The sequence below is a fragment of the Burkholderia sp. Ap-955 genome (genome assembly GCF_011753045.1).
GTDB lineage: Bacteria > Pseudomonadota > Gammaproteobacteria > Burkholderiales > Burkholderiaceae > Burkholderia > Burkholderia lata_D.
This window is the reverse complement of record NZ_VWWH01000022.1, coordinates 53,690-70,689: the sequence shown is the minus strand read 5'-3', so window position 1 is coordinate 70,689 and position 17,000 is coordinate 53,690. Positions and strand designations below refer to the sequence as shown.

The 17,000-nt window shown below is 67.2% G+C and carries 12 protein-coding genes and 1 pseudogene; 3 read left to right on the top strand and 10 right to left on the bottom strand.

All coding sequences use genetic code 11. The features are described from left to right. The first annotated feature begins 427 nt into the window (after positions 1-427). On the top strand, positions 428-1,252 hold the full coding sequence (locus tag F3J15_RS15125) for a multidrug ABC transporter ATPase (protein ID WP_166892082.1): 825 nt from the start codon (positions 428-430) through the stop codon (positions 1,250-1,252). Positions 1,253-1,299: 47 nt separating this feature from the next. Next, positions 1,300-1,455 (top strand): annotated as a pseudogene (locus tag F3J15_RS37760) (multidrug ABC transporter ATPase); the annotation flags it as partial. A 9-nt stretch (positions 1,456-1,464) separates the two neighbouring features. Here the strand turns inward: F3J15_RS37760 and F3J15_RS15120 are convergent. Both F3J15_RS15120 and F3J15_RS15115 read right to left on the bottom strand, forming a co-directional pair. Continuing rightward, positions 1,465-1,809 carry a carboxymuconolactone decarboxylase family protein gene (locus F3J15_RS15120; protein ID WP_166892144.1) on the bottom strand — a complete coding sequence of 115 codons (345 nt, stop codon included), beginning with the start codon at positions 1,807-1,809 and terminating at the stop codon, positions 1,465-1,467. A 150-nt stretch (positions 1,810-1,959) separates the two neighbouring features. Continuing rightward, on the bottom strand, positions 1,960-3,114 hold the full coding sequence (locus tag F3J15_RS15115) for an acyltransferase (protein ID WP_166892079.1): 1,155 nt from the start codon (positions 3,112-3,114) through the stop codon (positions 1,960-1,962). A 321-nt stretch (positions 3,115-3,435) separates the two neighbouring features. Between F3J15_RS15115 and pip the strand changes: the two genes are divergently transcribed. Next, positions 3,436-4,368: a prolyl aminopeptidase gene (gene pip, locus F3J15_RS15110; protein WP_166892076.1), complete on the top strand. Its 933-nt coding sequence runs from the start codon at positions 3,436-3,438 to the stop codon at positions 4,366-4,368. A gap of 62 nt (positions 4,369-4,430) precedes the next feature. On the opposite strand, the gene F3J15_RS15105 is transcribed toward pip, so the two are convergent. From F3J15_RS15105 to F3J15_RS15070, 8 genes are all read right to left on the bottom strand, one after another. After that, the gene (locus F3J15_RS15105; RefSeq protein WP_166892073.1) at positions 4,431-4,703 is read right to left on the bottom strand and encodes a hypothetical protein; all 273 of its coding nucleotides are present in this window, start codon (positions 4,701-4,703) and stop codon (positions 4,431-4,433) included. 219 nt (positions 4,704-4,922) lie between these two features. Then, the gene (locus F3J15_RS15100) at positions 4,923-5,657 is read right to left on the bottom strand and encodes a hypothetical protein (RefSeq protein WP_240158778.1); all 735 of its coding nucleotides are present in this window, start codon (positions 5,655-5,657) and stop codon (positions 4,923-4,925) included. Between the two features lie 45 nt (positions 5,658-5,702). Then, positions 5,703-6,749 carry a transglutaminase family protein gene (locus F3J15_RS15095; RefSeq protein WP_166892070.1) on the bottom strand — a complete coding sequence of 349 codons (1,047 nt, stop codon included), beginning with the start codon at positions 6,747-6,749 and terminating at the stop codon, positions 5,703-5,705. Continuing rightward, a complete protein-coding gene (locus F3J15_RS15090; RefSeq protein ID WP_166892138.1) occupies positions 6,743-9,349 on the bottom strand; it encodes a circularly permuted type 2 ATP-grasp protein in 2,607 nt (868 codons plus the stop codon). The genes F3J15_RS15095 and F3J15_RS15090 overlap by 7 nt, the downstream gene beginning before the upstream one ends. A 214-nt stretch (positions 9,350-9,563) precedes the next feature. Beyond that, complete coding sequence (locus F3J15_RS15085) at positions 9,564-12,992, bottom strand: transglutaminase family protein (RefSeq protein ID WP_166892067.1); 3,429 nt, start codon at positions 12,990-12,992, stop codon at positions 9,564-9,566. Between the two features lie 96 nt (positions 12,993-13,088). Continuing rightward, on the bottom strand, positions 13,089-14,072 hold the full coding sequence (locus F3J15_RS15080; RefSeq protein WP_166892064.1) for a transglutaminase family protein: 984 nt from the start codon (positions 14,070-14,072) through the stop codon (positions 13,089-13,091). Between the two features lie 8 nt (positions 14,073-14,080). After that, complete coding sequence (locus F3J15_RS15075; protein ID WP_069251306.1) at positions 14,081-15,022, bottom strand: alpha-E domain-containing protein; 942 nt, start codon at positions 15,020-15,022, stop codon at positions 14,081-14,083. A gap of 64 nt (positions 15,023-15,086) precedes the next feature. Continuing rightward, positions 15,087-16,502 carry a circularly permuted type 2 ATP-grasp protein gene (locus tag F3J15_RS15070; RefSeq protein ID WP_069251305.1) on the bottom strand — a complete coding sequence of 472 codons (1,416 nt, stop codon included), beginning with the start codon at positions 16,500-16,502 and terminating at the stop codon, positions 15,087-15,089. Positions 16,503-17,000: the final 498 nt, after the last annotated feature.

Sequence of the window (17,000 nt, the reverse complement as noted above, 5' to 3'; positions counted from 1 at the left end):
TCGTCCAGATGAAAGTCCCGAGCATGGTTCGGCAAGGAGCCCCAACGCCCGCTCGCCTCAAATCACCTCGGCTTTAGAGATCTTTGGGGCGGCGGATATCATCATCGCTTACCGGTTCTTGTCTGAATTACTCGGGCGCCCCGTCTGCTAACCACACGGCCAGTTCATCGTCGTCGGGATCAATGAAGTGGAAGCGACGGCCGCCACGCGATAGAAGGCCTTGCTTCGCGCAATGTTGCTAACATTCAATCCAATGTCGTCAGTCTGGCGGCCTTTCCCTCGAATGCTCGTCCGTGCCACTTTTCCTGGTGTTTGTCGAGAAGCAATCATATGGACCGTGACACCCATGACGACGTGGCGGTTCTGACGATGTTCGTTCCGGGCCGTTAAGCGGGATCCACGACAATCCGTAAAAAGCGCTCTCCTCATGCCCGCAAGAATCGTTCGTTTTGCTCCGCTGCTGACGCTCGCCGCCGCCTCCCTCGCTCACGCCGCCGACAGCCAGTCCTGCAGCGACGAAACCGTTACAGCCATCGCCCGCTGGGCCGGTATCGCGAGCGCACGCATTGCCACGCGCGACGCGGACCGGCTCGTCGTCGCGTCGGCTTGCAAGGCCATGCCGAATGCACCGGAAACGACGATCGCGGCCGTCGCGTTCGATTCGCTGCCCAAAAGCAAGAACCCTGACGAGAGCAAAAAGCTACAGGTCGTCGCGCTCGTCGAGGGTGGCAAGGTCGTGGCGGCCGAGCGGTCGGTAGTTCAGGAAGATGCCGTAACGGAGATCAACGAGAACAGCTACCGCATCGACACGGCACCCTACAGGCTGTCGCCTGATGTTCGCGCGTTCGGCGTCGTGTTCACGAGCAGCGCACGCAGGCCGAGTTGTGCAGACGCCTACCCCGAGAGCGAACTGACGCTGTGGATTCGCGACGGCGCCCGCATCCGTCCTGTATTCGGTACCAATCTCAAGGGCTGGGTCGCTGTCACCGGCCCCGTGTGCGTCCCCGATACCCGCGACCTGCGTAGCGAGTCCGCCCGGATGACGATTGCCGTCGAAAAGACATCGCACAACGGTTTCTCGGATCTGTCGATTACGGCGCACGTCGCCACTATGGAAAGCGACGACGACAAAGACTCCGGCACGGGAAAACGTACGGTGCGCACAATCGTCAAATACGACGGCAAGTCATACGGAATCGATATGTTCCGCGACTTCTGGTATTCACCCGCTTCCCAGAAACGCTTCAAGTAAGACTGCGCCCCGCCCGCCTACTCCACCACATTCGGCCCGATCTTCGGAGCCACGGATTCGCCGACCTGTCGATCACCGCGCGTGTCGATCCACCCCAGCGCAAGGACAAGCGCCCGGTCCGCACGATCGTCCGCTACGACGGCAAGTCGTACGGGATCGATATGTACCGGAACTTCTGGTATCCGCCTTCGATAGTGAAATAACGCGGCGCGTCAGCGCGCGTCCGACAGGTCGTTGTACGCGTCCATCACGCGCCCAGAAAACGCCAGCGCCGCGCCGGCGTTCATCGCCACGGCGACACCCAGCGCTTCGGTCAGCTCGGCCTTCGATACGCCGAGTTCGATCGCCTTCTTCACATGGTTCGCGATGCAACTGTCGCATCGCGTCGTGACAGCCACGGCCAGCGCAATCAGTTCGCGCGTCTTCGCGTCCAGGTTGCCGGTTTCGGCGCCGGCCTGATGCAGCATCCGGTAACCATCGATCGTCGAAGGACTCAGTTCCTTGATGTCCTTCATGCTTTGCCCGATCTTCGGCAGGAACTGCCGCCAGTTTTTCAGCATGAAACGTGTCTCCGCAAGTGGATCAATCCAGTCGATTGCCGGGAGCGCTATGCAACCCACGGCATCCGGCGATGCCCAAAAATAGCATCGGGATCGTAGCCGATCCACGCAGCAATGTTGGTCCGATCGGACAATCTCCGCACTGTCCTATTTGACGACCGCATTCGTCTCGATGCACTCCGGCGACGCCGGTCTGAGCAGCGCTTCGTCGCGCACGCGTCGCGCCTCGCGCGCCGAATAGCGATCCTTCAACCGCAGGAACGGTTTCTCGACGAGGAAATAGCTGGCCGTCGCAGCCAGCAGCGCCCACACGATCCCAAGCGGAAACGCATGCGGAACCTGTAGATCCGGATTCGCAAACGGCTGCTGCCACAGATAAAGACTGAACGAGATCGTGCCGACGAACACAACCGGCCGCGCACGCAACCACCGCGCACACCAGAACTCGTTACGGAAATTCAGCACGACGATCACGATCGCGATCAACGCGGCTTCAACCGTCACGCCGTAAGTCGCATTCCAGAACCCGCCGAGCCGATGTTCGGCGAGCGGCATGCCGATCAGCACGATGACGATGATCGCGGTCACGATGCGCGTCTCGCCGCGCCACGTACGAATCCAGGCTTCAAGCCGCTCGCGATTGAGCGACACATAACAGCCGATCAGGATCGGATCGACGCCCGTGTGCAACATCATCCCGAGCTGCCCGCGCAGCGCAGGCGCAACGAAATACGTCACAGCGCGCACCAGCGGCACGACCAGGATCAACGCGGCCAGCCAGCGCGTGCCGCCGCGGCGCATCCCATACACGAACAACAGCGGCCAGAACCAGTAGAACTGTTCCTCGAGCGCGAGCGACCAGAAATGGCCGAGATGCCACGCGCCGTCCGGATGCAGCGCGTTGTCGCCGGTCAGCCCGAACCACGCCGAATAATTCCACAGGTGCAGCGCCGCATACAGCCACTGCCGGCGGTCGACGTCGAACCAGCCGGCGAAGGCCACGATCGCGACCGCCGCGAGATACACGTAGCAGGCCGGCCAGATCCGCAACGCGCGACGCACATAGAACGACGTCAGCGCGATGCCGCCCGTGCGTGCAAACTCGGCGCGCAGCACGTTGGTGATCAGGAAACCGCTGAGAACGAAGAAGATCAGCACGCCAAGACGCCCGTCGGCGATCAGCCGCAACGGCGCGTACCAGCCCGTGTAGCCGCCGGGCAGCACGTGCTCGGCGTGCCCGACCACCACCATCGCGACCGCGACGGCGCGCAACCCGGTCAACTGCGTGACGCGATGGTTCATCGGCTGGTTTCCGTTGGCACGGTGGATGGGCAGCACGCCGGCGCCCCCGCTTCGGCACGCCGATATGCCGCCGGGATTTTGTATGAAAAATATCGGAATGAAATTACTTCAAAAATCTCCGGGGCGACACCGGCGGCCTCGCACGCCGGAACGAGCCGACGCCGGGGGCGGCGAATGGGCATAATGACAAGCCTTGTCCGGCGGCGGCCGGTCCGATGCCAACACAACGATTTTTGCGGCGGTGCAATATCCGTAGCCCCCCGCCCGCACACCAGCCCGCGCGTCGTCCGCCTCCCGTCGCCCCTTACCCGGAGCCTGCCTGTGTACCCATCGATCGAACCCTACGCCCACGGCCATCTCGACACCGGCGACGGCCACCGCATCTACTGGGAGCGCTGCGGCAACCCGGCCGGCAAGCCCGCCGTGTTCCTGCACGGCGGCCCCGGCGCCGGCTGCAGCCCCGACCATCGCCGCCTGTTCGATCCCGAGCGCTACGACATCCTGCTGTTCGACCAGCGCGGCTGCGGGCGCTCGACGCCGCACGCGAGCCTCGAGAACAACACGACGTGGGATCTGGTCGCCGATATCGAACGCCTGCGCGAAATGGTCGGCGCCGAGCAATGGCTGGTGTTCGGCGGTTCGTGGGGCAGCGCACTGGCGATCGCATACGCGGAAACCCACCCCGAACGCGTGAGCGCGTTGATCGTGCGCGGCATCTTCACGATGCGTCGCGCGGAATTGCTGTGGTACTACCAGGAAGGCGCATCGTGGTTGTTCCCCGACCTGTGGGAAGACTTCGTCGCACCGATTCCGGAAGCCGAGCGCGGCGACCTGATTGCCGCCTACCATCGCCGGCTGACCGGCACCGACGAAGCCGCGAAGCTCGAAGCCGCACGCGCGTGGAGCATATGGGAAGGCCGCACGATCACGCTGCTGCCCGACCCCAAACTCGCCGCGCACTTCGCCGAAGGTCACTACGCCCTCGCGTTCGCGCGAATCGAGAACCACTACTTCGTGAACAAGGGCTTCGTCGAGGAAGGCCAGCTGCTGCGTGACGCGCATCGCCTCGCGGGCATCCCGGGCGTGATCGTGCAGGGTCGCTATGACGTCGCGACACCCGCGCGCACCGCATGGGAATTGTCGAAGGCGTGGCCGGATGCGACTTTCCAGATCGTGCCCGGCGCCGGGCATGCGTACAACGAGCCGGGGATCCTGGAGGCGCTGATCGCGGCGACGGACCGGTTCGCCGCGTAATCGACGCTATGCAACGCGGTGCGTGCGGCCGTGCCTGCCGGCACGCTCACGCACCGCCCCTGTCAAAGCGCCGCTTCGACGATCGCCTTGCCGCTGATCGCCCGCTCGACGAGCTGTTCGTCGCCGACCTTGCGGATCGCATCGTCGAGCAACCCTTCCGGCGCTTCGGTCGCCACCTTCAGCAAGCCCGACAAGCCGCGCGCGTCGAGCACCACCAGCGTCTCCATCGAATCCGCGCGGCTCACGAGCACGCGGCGCCACGCCGGCCCCGCACCGAAGCTCGCGCAGAGTGCAATCGTCTCGCTGCCGAGCGTGTAGTCGAAATTTTTGATCATGATCTGCCGCCGTTGCAGAGAAATGGCGCGGTGCCGTGACGTCGGTACGCTCGCGCGTGCCGCCGAAAGGACGGGGTCCAAACCGTTCGCCGACAACACCATGCTAGGCGTACAGTATTAACGAAGACTTAAGGCGCCGACGGCGGCAGCGAAACCTCTCGCTTGGCCGCCGTCGACCTTTGATGCACGGTTAACCGATTACGCCGATGGGGCGTGAGCCTACCGCGGGCTGATCGAGAACAGCAGGCCGTCGGTTTCGTTCGCGACCGCGGAGTAACGCAGCTTTCCGACGCTACGCTCGATCATTTTGGATTCCTTTCGACCTTCCATGGCGAGCTGGATCACCTTCACGACGGTTTCCGTATCGTCATGTTCCGCAGTAGCGGCCGGCTTGACCGCTGCCGCGATCGTGACAAGGGTAGCGACGGACTTCAGCATCACCCCCGGCTCATCAACGCCGATGTGGATCACGAGTTCGCGAAGCGTTCCGTCGGACTTGTTGACGACACCGGCCAACTTGAGGCTGCGGCCGACCGACTGCTGAAAACCGTCATAAACGGTATCGTGAACGAGTTCGATTTCCGCGAGCGCGTCCTTGCCGCCCGCCGTGGAAACCCGGCGATTGTAGTTGCTGCGAAACTGCTGCGGCGTCAGGTCAAGCGACAGGGGCGGTGCGGCTGCGGTGCCCGGGCTCGACGCTGCGTCGACGGCGACATCCCCTACATGGTGATCGGCGGCCTTGCCCGCGTCGTCCTGCCCCGGGTGGACCAGAGCGGCCACGATCACCGTCAATATCGCCGCCAATATGCCGCCGAAGAACAGTGGCGCGCGCTTTGGCACTGCGCCCGTCTTGTTTCTGAAGAAGGAAGGCCAGATCAAACCGATCATGGCCACGACGATGAACAGTAGGCTGACGCAACCCAACACCCCGGAAACAATGCGCATTTTATTCATGCCCTTTTTTTGAATAGGGCATGATAACAAAAAACACACAACGCCTTACACGTCCCTTTCTGACTCCAGCGGCTCCACCGTCACGCCGACCTTCAGCTCCTGATCCGCGCCGCCGCCGCGAATCACGCCGCGCAGCGGCGTCACGTCCGCATAGTCGCGGCCGATCGACAGCATCACGTAGTCGTCGCCCGGCGCGCGATCGTTGGTCGGGTCGAGCTGCAGCCAGCCGTTGTCCTCGGGCCACGCCGGGTCGTACACCTCGACCCATGCATGCGACGCGTCGGCGCCGATCAGCCGCGGCTGCCCGGGCGGGGGCTGCGTGAGCAGGTAGCCGCTCACGTAACGCGCGGCCAGCCCGAGCGAGCGCAGCGCGCCGATCATCACGTGCGCGAAATCCTGGCACACACCCGTGCGCAACCGCAGTGCATCGAGCGCCGACGTCGTGATGTCGGTACTGTTCGGCGTATACGCAAAATCGGCATGCACGCGCCGCATCAGCTCCCACGCGGCCTGCACGAGCGGCCGTTGCGGCGTGAAGCTCGACGCTGCATACGCGGCGAGTTCGGGATCGCACGCAACATGCGGCGACGTGAACACGAATTCGCTCGCCGCGTCGTAAGGCTGCCCCGCGCGGAACCGCAAGCGGTCGCGCACCGCTTCCCACGCCATCGCCTGTTTCGCGTCGGGTTTCGCGATGGCGGGCGGCGGCTCGCCGCGCGCACCGCGTGACCACACCGGCGGCGTCACGCGTACCGTGCTGCGGCTACGCACGAGCAGCGCATCGTGCGGCTGGTTCAACGCAAACGACGCGCGCGCGTTGCCGAATGCGTCGATCTCGGTCCCGACCGATTCCGGCGCGGGATCGATGTCGAGCGCAAACGACAGCACCTGCTGGCGCGGCGTGACGAGCGGCTGCAGGCGTGCCTGGTGCTGCGCCGATTCGACGCGCGCCGCGTAACGGTATTCGGTGTCGTGCGTGACGCGCAGCAACCGGCCTGGCGCACCCGCAGCCGGCGCAGATACCGGTGCCGATGCGTTCCGCGTATGACCGGAACCGTGCGGCGCTTTCGCCGCGCCTTTCGTCGTCACCATAACGTCCTGCCCGCCTCGCGCACGTGGCTGAAATAGCGCTCGCCGATCCGGTTCGACAGTTCCCACACCGCCTTCACCGTCGTGTCGAGCGCCTCGAGCAGCTTGTCGTGCCGGCCGCCGTCGGCGGTCTCGCACAGCTCGTGCAGCGACCACGCGGGGACGTCGGGAATCGTCTCGGCCAGCTCGGACAGCGCATAGCCTTCGCTGCGCTCGACCTTCGTCAGCCGGCCGCGCAGCGCCTGCACGACCCAGCCGAGCGAGCGCGGATTGTCGGTATCGAGCACGACGAGCGACAGCAGCGGCGCGACGTCGAAGCCGCGCTGGAACCGCGAACGGAACGTGATCGTGCTGTCGAACAGTTCCAGCACGAGCTCGAAGCCGTCCTGCCGGTGCACCGCGCCTTCGTCGAAGGCCGCCTTCAGCACGCTGCACAGGAAGTCCAGCCGGTCGATCTGCCGGCCGATCGACAGCAGCCGCCAGCCGTCGTCGCGCGTCATGTTGTCGGTCTGCGCGCCCGTGATCGCGCCGAGCAGCAGGCCGAGGCGCTCCAGCAACTGCAGTGCCTCGTTGCCGATCTGCTCCTCGGCTTCCGGCTGGCCCGCGCTGTCCGCGAACAGCTGGGTCGCGTCGTCGATCAGACGCCACTGATCGCTCGACAGTCGCTCGCGGATCGCGGCGGCCGCGCCACGCATCCCGAACAGGCAGGACGCAATGCCCGACGTGCGATCCGCGCCGCGCGTCAGCGACGTCGCGAGCGTGTGCTGGAATGCACGCGGCGCATCGACGGCGTTCGGCGCATCGGCCGCGATCAGGCCCGTGTCGCGGCACAGCGTGTCGAGCAGTTCCAGGTGCGCGGGGCTGTCGACATCGTCCTCGCCGCGCAGCCGTTCGAGCGCCGCGCGCGCGAGGCGCATCAGGTTGGTTGCGCGTTCGGTATAACGGCCGAGCCAGAACAGGTTTTCAGCCGCACGGCTCGCGATCGCGCGCGGGCGCTCGACGAGATCGTCGGGGCCGAGGTGCGTCTGCAGCAGCGTCGTCGAATCGACGATGCCCTCGGTCATCACCCACGTATCGACGGTGCTGCCGCCGCGCGGCATCGGCGCGTTGAACAGCGTGTCGCGCGTGCCGACCCGCGACAGCCCGCCGGGCAGCAGCCGCCAGCGCTGCGCACCGTCGGCGAGCGCGAACACGCGCAGCAGCACCGGCTTCGGCACGATGCGCGCGCCGCCGTTGCTGTCGGGCGCGTCGTGGCGCGGCCAGGTCGGCGCCTGCGACAGCGGCAGATCGGCCTGCACCGTGTAGTGTTCGGGCCGCGCGAGAATCCGCGCGCGCCATTCCGCCAGTTGCGCCTGCGTGAGCCGCGCGCCGATCACCGGCTCGAATGCGCCGCCTTCCTGCACGTCGGGTGGATAGGATGCCTTGACGATGCCGCGCGCGAGCTGCGGCAGCGCGTCGTCGCACGCGGCCGCCTCGCCGCACCACCACGAATGCACGGCCGGCAGCGTCAGCGTTTCGCCGAGCAGGCCTTCCGCGAGACGCGGCATGAAGCCGAGCATCGCCGGCGATTCGAGGAAGCCCGAACCCGGCGCGTTCGCGAGCAGCACGTTGCCCGCGCGCACCGCCTGCAGCAGCCCCGGCACGCCGAGCATCGAATCGGTCCGCAGTTCGAGCGGATCGAGCCATGCATCGTCGACGCGCCGCAGGATGCCGTGCACCGGTTCGAGCCCGCTCAGCGTCTTCAGGAACACGCGGTTGTCGCGCGCGGTCAGGTCGCCGCCTTCGACGAGCGTGAGACCGAGGTAGCGCGCGAGATACGCATGCTCGAAATAGGTCGCGCTGTGCGGCCCCGGTGTGAGCAGCACGATCCGCGAATTCTTCGCGGCGGGGCTGAGCGACTGCATGCTCTGCAGCAGCGCACGGTACGCGGACGCGAGCCGCTGCACGCGCAGCCCGCGAAACCCGCGCGGAAAGAGCCGCGACACGATCAGCCGGTTTTCGAGCAGGTAGCCGAGCCCGGCCGCGCCCTGCGTGTGCTGCGCGACGATCCGCCATTGGCCGTCCGGGCCGCGCGCGAGGTCGAACGCGACGACGTGCAGCCAGGTATCGCCCGGCACACGTGCGCCGCGCATCGCGCGCAGATAGCCGGGATGGCCGGTGACGAGCGCGGGCGGCAGCAGCCCGCGCTCGAGGATCGTCTGCGGCCCGTACAGGTCGGCCAGCGTCGCGTTGAGCAGCCGCACGCGCTGCAGCACGCCGCGCTCGATCCCGACCCAGTCCTCGGGCGTGACGATCAGCGGCAGCAGGTCGAGCGACCACGGGCCGACCGCGCCGTCGCCGGCGCGCTGCTCGTGCAACTGATAGAACAGGCCGTTCTCGCGCATGCGCCGGTGCAGCGCGTCGGCGCGGCGGTCGAGGTCGGCCACGCCGTCGCTGCCGATCGACGTGAAGAAGCTGCGCCACGCGGGCGCGAGCGCAGGCGCGTGCAGGCTGGCCGCGCTGCCGCGCAGTTCGTCATAGCGGCCGGCAACGGCCGGCGCCGCGAGCGCGGCGGCCAGTTCGGCGGCGTCCGGCTGCGCGCCGGTATCGAAAAGCGTGGGCATCGCGTCGAGGGCGGCGAGATGATCGAGGTCAATGGGCGGCACGATGTCGTTCCGTCGTCAGGGTGCGGCCGCGCACGCGCGCCGCCACCCGGGTGGCGGGCTGCGGCGCGCGGCCGCAATCTGCCCGCATCCTAGCATTCCGGCAGGGCCGCCAGCGACCGAAACCGCCGGGTATCGCGAACCGCGCATCGTCATCCGCCTCGTCATCGTCCGGTCACGGCCGCCGCAGGTCGAGCGTGAACGGGAATTCGCGGCTCGGCGCGGCAGCCGCGACATCCATCCGCCCCGGCGTATGCCCCATCTCGACGAAGCGCGCGAGCCGGCGGCTCTCGGCTTCGTATGCATTGACCGGGAACGTTGCGTAGTTGCGCCCGCCCGGATGCGCGACGTGGTAGCGGCAACCGCCGAGCGAGCGCTGCAGCCACGTATCGACGATGTCGAACGTGAGCGGCGCGTGCACGCCGAGGGTCGGATGCAGCGCGGACGGCGGCGACCATGCCTTGTAGCGCACGCCCGCGACGTATTCGCCGACGGTGCCGGTCGGCTGCAGCGGCAGCGCGCGGCCGTTGACCGTCACGACGTGCCGGTTGTCGTTCAGCCCCGTCACGCGCACTTCGAGCCGTTCGACCGACGAATCGACGTAGCGCACCGTGCCGCCGGGCGCGCCCTCCTCGCCCATCACGTGCCACGGCTCCAGCGCGCCGCGCAGCGACAGCTGCATCCCGTTCACCGCGATCTGGCCGAACAGCGGGAAGCGGAATTCGAAGTGCGGCGCGAACCACGCCGGATCGAACGCGAAGCCGGCGTCGCGCAGTTCGGTCAGCACGTCGTCGAAATCCATCTGAAGAAACGCGGGCAGCATGAAGCGGTCGTGCAGCGCGGTGCCCCAACGCGTGAGCGGCGTCGTGTACGGCGCGGCCCAGAAACGCGCGACCAGCGCGCGCAGCAGCAGTTGCTGCACGATGCTCATCCGGGCATGCGGCGGCATCTCGAACGCGCGCAGTTCGAGCAGGCCGAGCCGGCCGGTCGACGAGTCCGGCGAATACAGCTTGTCGATGCAGAACTCGCTGCGGTGCGTGTTGCCGGTCACGTCGATCAGCAGGTTGCGCAGCACGCGATCGACGAGCCACGGCGGCATGTCCTGCCCGAACAGCAGCTTGTTGCGCTGGATCTCCGCGAACGCGATGTCGAGTTCGTAAAGCTGGTCGTTGCGCGCCTCGTCGACGCGCGGCGCCTGGCTCGTCGGCCCGATGAAGAGCCCGGAGAACAGGTAGGACAGCGACGGATGGTTGTGCCAGTACGCGATCAGGCTCGCGAGCAGGTCCGGGCGGCGCAGGAACGGGCTGTCGGCCGGCGTCGCGCCGCCGAGCACGAAGTGGTTGCCGCCGCCCGTGCCGACATGGCGGCCGTCGACCATGAACTTCTCGCTGCACAGCCGCGACTGCCACGCCGCGTCGTACAGGAATTCGGTGTGGTCGACAAGCTCGCCGAAGTTGCTGGCCGGATGGATGTTCACCTCGATCACGCCGGGATCGGGCGTCACCTGCAGCATCTTCAGCCGCGCGTCGCGCGGCGGCGGATAGCCTTCCAGGACGAGCTTCACGCCCAGCGCGTGCGCGGTCAGCTCGATCGCGCCGAGCAGGTCGAGATAATCCTCGAGCGCGGCAAGCGGCGGCATGAACAGGTACAGGATGCCGTTGCGCACTTCGACGCACAGCGCGGTGCGCGTGATCCACGCGGCCGATTCGAAGCGCTCGGGGAGGCGACCCGGGTCGCGCGCGGCCGGCCGGCCATTGCCGGCCGTGCCGTCGTCGCGCCACTGCATCACGGTCTGCGCGGACGCCTCGCGATGCACGCCGGACAGGTAGCGCGGCACATCGGCCGGCGCCGCGTAGCGTGCGCGGATCGCAGCGGCATCCGGCAGCGCGTCTCGCGGCGCGAACGGGTCGCGCTCGACGAGATACGGATAGTCGGCGCGACTCGCCCACGGCAGCGAATCGAGCGGCAGCCGATAGCCCATCGGCGAATCGCCGGGCATCAGGTACATCCGCTCGTCGCGGAAGAACCACGGGCCCGTCTGCCAGCGCGGGCCGTCGAGACCGGGCCGATGGCGGCCCCGCGCGTCTTCCGCGCGCTTGACCGGCAGCACGTAGCCGACCACGCTGTCGAGCTGCTGCTCGAACACCTTGCGCAGCCGCGCGCGTTCGAGCTCGTCGTCCAGACGCGAGTCGAACGGGTCGACGTTGACCGGCAGCCGGCGCTCGCGCCACAGGTAGTACCAGACGTCCTCGTAGCCGGGCCGGATGAATTCGCCGGTCAGGTTCAGCCGCGCGGCGAGCGCATCGATGAAGCGCTTTGCGTCGTCGGTCGTATAGGCGGACGGCTCGCGCTCGTCGGCGAACAACGACGGATCGTGCCACACGGGCTGGCCGTCCGCGCGCCAGAAGATCGACAGCGCCCAGCGCGGCAGTTGCTCGCCCGGGTACCACTTGCCCTGCCCGAAATGCAGGAAGCCGCCGTCGCCGTATTCGGCGCGCAGCCGTTGCACGAGTTCGGTCGCGTAGCCGCGCTTGGTCGGGCCGAGCGCGTCGGTGTTCCACTCGGCGCCGTCGCGATCGTCGATCGACACGAAGGTCGGCTCGCCGCCTTGCGTGAGCCGCACGTCGCCGGCCGCCAGCGCGCCGTCGACCTGCATGCCGAGCGCCAGCACGCCGTCCCACTGCGATTCCGTGTACGGCTTCGTCACACGCGGCGATTCGTACACGCGCGTCACGGTCATCTCGTGCTCGAACGACACCTCGCACTCGTCGATCAACCCCTCGACCGGCGCGGCGCTGGTCGGCTGCGGCGTGCAGGCCAGCGGAATGTGGCCTTCGCCGGCGAGCAGGCCCGAGGTCGGGTCGAAGCCGATCCAGCCGGCGCCGGGCAGGTACACCTCGCACCATGCGTGCAGGTCGGTGAAGTCGACCGATGTGCCGCTCGGGCCGTCGAGCGATTTCACGTCGGGCGTGAGCTGGATCAGGTAGCCCGACACGAACCGCGCGGCGATGCCGAGATGACGGCACAGCTGCACGAGCAGCCATGCGCTGTCGCGGCACGAACCCGAGGCCAGTTCGAGCGTCTGCTCGGGCGTCTGCACGCCCGGCTCCATCCGCACGAGATAGCCGATGTCGTGCTGCAGTTGCTGGTTCAGCGCGACGAGGAAGTTCACGGTGCCGGCCGGCGTGCGGTCGACGCCGTCGAGATACGCGCGGAACAGCGGCGACGCGCTCGTCTGCGGGTCGCACACGAGATACGGTGCGAGCTCGGTCTTCAGCGCGTCGTCATAGCTGAACGGGTATTGCTCCGCGCTGGCTTCGAGGAAAAAGTCGAACGGGTTGTACACCGACATCTCGGCGACGAGATCGATCGTGATCTCGAAGTGCTCGGTGCGCTCCGGAAACACGAGCCGCGCGAGATAGTTCGAGAACGGGTCCTGCTGCCAGTTGATGAAGTGCTGCGCGGGCTCGACCGTCATCGAATACGCAAGGATCGGCGTCCGGCAGTGCGGCGCGGGCCGCAGGCGCACGACCTGCGGGCCGAGGTTGACGAGCCGGTCGTAGCGATAGCGGGTGGTGTGATGCAGCGCGACGTGGATGGACATGGGAGCTCGGTTCGGGTTGGGCCGGCCGCGCGCCGCGTCGCGCTCGATGCGACGCGGCACCCCGGCCTGGCGGATTCGGCGAAAGCGTGCGCGAGGTCAGACGAGCTCGGGCGTCTGCACGACGCTGATCTCGACACCGACGGCCGTCGCGCCGAGCCCCGTCACCGGCTGCGCGTCGCGATAGTCGAGGCCGACCGCGATGCGCACGTAGCGCTCGTCCGGGCAGCGATTCATGAACGGATCGAACCCGACCCAGCCGAGCCCTTCGACATAGGCCTCGGCCCACGCATGGCCGGCCGGCTGCTGCATCAGCCCGGCCGCTTGCGGCTGCGCACCGTGCGCCGGCTGCGGCATCCCCTGCGACTGCGACTGTGCGGCATGCGACGCGCCGAGCACCTGCTGCATGCCCTCGCCGCTCTGCAGCGCGAGCGCTTCTTCCTCCTCGACGTCGCCCGCGTTCTGCTTCGCGTCGGCGATGCGCTGCATCGCGCTGTCCGCCAGCACGTAGCCCGAGATATAACGCGCGGGAATCTTCAGCACGCGCGCGGCCGCGATGAACGCATGCGCATGGTCGCGGCTCGTGCCCTCGCCGCTTTGCAGCGCGGTTTCGGCGTCGACGGGGGCGTCGGCGGCCAGGTTCGGCGCATACGCGATGCGGTCGTGCACTTCCGTCATCAGCCAGTGCAGCGCGTCGAGGCTGTGCGGCTCGATCGGCAGCGCTTGCGCCAGCGCACGCACGGTGTCGCCCGCCTTCGTCAGCGCCGTTTCGCGCTCGAAGATCCACGGCGGCGCATAGCCTTCAGGATGACCGAGTATGCCCGCGCGGTCCTGCGTCTCGACGACGCCGGCCGCGACGACGACGATCTCGGCCTTCGCGCCGCGGTCGTGCCGCACGAGGTCGATCCGGTTGCCGAGCCCGTCGGCGTAGGACAGCGACGGCTCGACGCCGTCGATCGTGACCTGCCACGCGCGCACCGTCTGCCCGGGGCCCGACTGCGGGCGCAGCCGCAGCCGTTGCAGTGCATGGGTGGCTTGATCGTCGTACTGATAACGCGAGATGTGTCGGATGGCGAGTCGCATGGCAAGTCTCAGTCGAAGTTGTAAGCCTGGGCGATTTCGAGCCCGAGGCTGTTGTTGCGGCCGATGAAGTCGGTCAGGAACTCGTGCAGGCCGCTCTTGAAGATCCGCTCGACCGAGGTGTCGGACAGCATTTGCAGGATCTTCGTGGCCGTGTCGTGACACGGGTGTGTCACACCGTAATCCTTCGCGAGCAGGTTCAGGCTCGACACGACGCGCCCGTAGCAATAGCGCAGCGAACGCGGCATGCGGCCGTTCAGGATCAGGTAGTCGGCGATGTTCATCGGCTTGTACTGCACGTCGTACACCCAGCGGTACGAACGGTGCGCGGCGACGCAGCGCAGGATCGTCTCCCACTGGTAGTTGTCGAGGATCGTGCCGACGTGCGACACCGACGGCAGCAGCAGGTGGTATTTCACGTCGATGATCCGCGCGGTGTTGTCCGCGCGCTCGATGAATGCGCCGATCTGCGCGAAATCGAAGATCTCGTTGCGCAGCATCGTGCTGTAGAAGCTGCCGAGGATCAGCGCGGTTTCGCGCTTCACCTGGTCGAGCACGTTCGGCAGCTCGCTCTCCGGCACCGGCTGCGCGAGCGCGCGGCGCAGCGCGAGCCACGCGCCGTTCACGCTCTCCCATGCCTCGCGCGTGAGCGCCGTGCGCACCATCCGCGCGTTCGAGCGCGCGGCCTCGATGCACGACAACACGCTCGACGGGTTGTCGCGGTCGCGCAGCAGGTAGTCGGTCACGGTATCGGCCGCATACGCGTCGTATTTCTGCCGGTAGCCGTCGTCCGTGCCCGAGCTGACGAGCACCGACGACCATTCGGCCGGCGCGTCGGACGTGCGCGTGAGCGCCATCCGCAGCCCGGCATCGACGATGCGCGCGATGTTCTCCGCGCGCTCGATATAGCGGTACATCCAGTAGAGACCGCTTGCAGTACGTCCCAGAAGCATCTCGTGTCCACTCCGTCTTCGTTCGGTTGGCGCCCCGGTCGCGGGGCGCGCGGTCGCGTCCGGCTCAGTCGGCCAGCACCCAGGTGTCCTTGGTGCCGCCGCCCTGGCTCGAGTTGACGACGAGCGATCCCTCCTTCAGCGCGACGCGCGTCAGCCCGCCCGGCGTGATGCGGATCCGGTCCGACACCAGCACGAACGGCCGCAGGTCGACGTGGCGCGGCGCCAGGCCGGCTTCGGTCAGGATCGGCGTCGTGGACAGCGCGAGCGTCGGCTGCGCGATGTAGTTCGCGGGGCGCGCGCGCAGCTTCGCGGAAAAGGCTTCGAGTTCGGCCTTCGACGCGCACGGCCCGACCAGCATCCCGTAGCCGCCCGAGCCGTGCACTTCCTTAACGACCAGTTCGTCGAGATGGTCGAGCACGTATTTCAGGCTGTCGGCTTCGCCGCAACGCCAGGTCGGCACGTTCTCCAGCAGCGCCTTGCGGCCCGTGTAGAACTCGACGATCTCCGGCATGTACGAGTAGATCGCCTTGTCGTCGGCGATGCCGGTGCCGGGCGCGTTCGCGATCGTGATGTTGCCCGCGCGGTACACGTCCATGATCCCCGCGACGCCGAGCACCGAGTCGGGGCGGAACGTGAGCGGATCGAGGAACGCGTCGTCGACGCGGCGGTACAGCACGTCGATCGGCTGGAAGCCTTCGGTCGTGCGCATCGCGACGCGGCCGTCGATCACCTGCAGGTCGCTGCCCTCGACGAGATGCACGCCCATCTGGTCGGCAAGGAACGAATGTTCGTAGTACGCGGAATTGTGGATGCCGGGCGTGAGCACGGCGATGGTCGGGTTGTCGGCGTTGCCGCCCGGCGGGCACACGGCCGCGAGCGACTGGCGCAGCATCTGCGGATAGGTCTCGACCGGGCGCACCTTCACCTGCTGGAACAGCTCCGGGAAGAGCTGCATCATCGTCTCGCGGTTTTCCAGCATGTACGACACGCCGGACGGCGTGCGCGCGTTGTCTTCCAGCACGTAGAACGCGTTCTCGCCGGTGCGCACGATGTCGACGCCGATGATGTGCGTGTAAACGTTACCGGGCGGCCGGAAATCGATCATCTCCGGGATGAACGCTTCGTTGTGCGCGATCAGGTGCTTCGGCACGATGCCCGCGCGCACGATTTCCTGGCGGTGGTAGATGTCGTCGAGGAACGCATTGAGCGCCATCACGCGCTGCTCGATGCCGAGCGACAGCCGGCTCCATTCGGCGCCCGAGATGATGCGCGGGACGATGTCGAACGGAATCAGCCGCTCGGCGGCCTCCGCGTCGCCGTAGACGGCGAACGTGATGCCCGTCTTGCGGAACACGCCTTCCGCATCGTGGGCCTTCTGGGCGAGGCTCGCGGGATTCTGCGTGTCGAGCCACTGCTTCAGGCGCGCGTAGGGCGCCCTTACCATGTCGCCGGATTGCAGCATTTCATCGAATGGCTTCATCGATCTTTTCTCCATCGATCGTTTTCCCCGGCATTGCGCATGCCGGACCGGCGTAACGAATGCTTTGCAAGGAACGTGCCTTGCTCGATCCCCTCGATATCCCCCCGTTTTCGCGCCGCGCCGGGCACGCCCGCGCGGCATTGCGCACCATCGCGGTGCAGCGCCCGACGCGACGGGCGACGACGGTGCGTCGCCGGCGCGCACGGTTCATGCTGCGCCGCGTCTTTCGAACATAGTTCCCCCGCGTGTCACGAATGTGCAATCTGCACTGCACAAAAAAGCGGCCCGCCCGGGCCTCGGACCACCGGAACGAAAGGACGGGAAGGCGGGCCGGTACGCGCACGGCGCAACCGGCCCTGGGGGGAAGTACCGTCTGCGGCCGCACCGGCAGTTCGACGCGATGAACTGTCCGGTTAGTCGGGTCCGGCACCTCAACGCTATGCAGCCTTAATCCCGCCGACAACGCCCATGCATATTTCGACTGACACCCATCGAAAA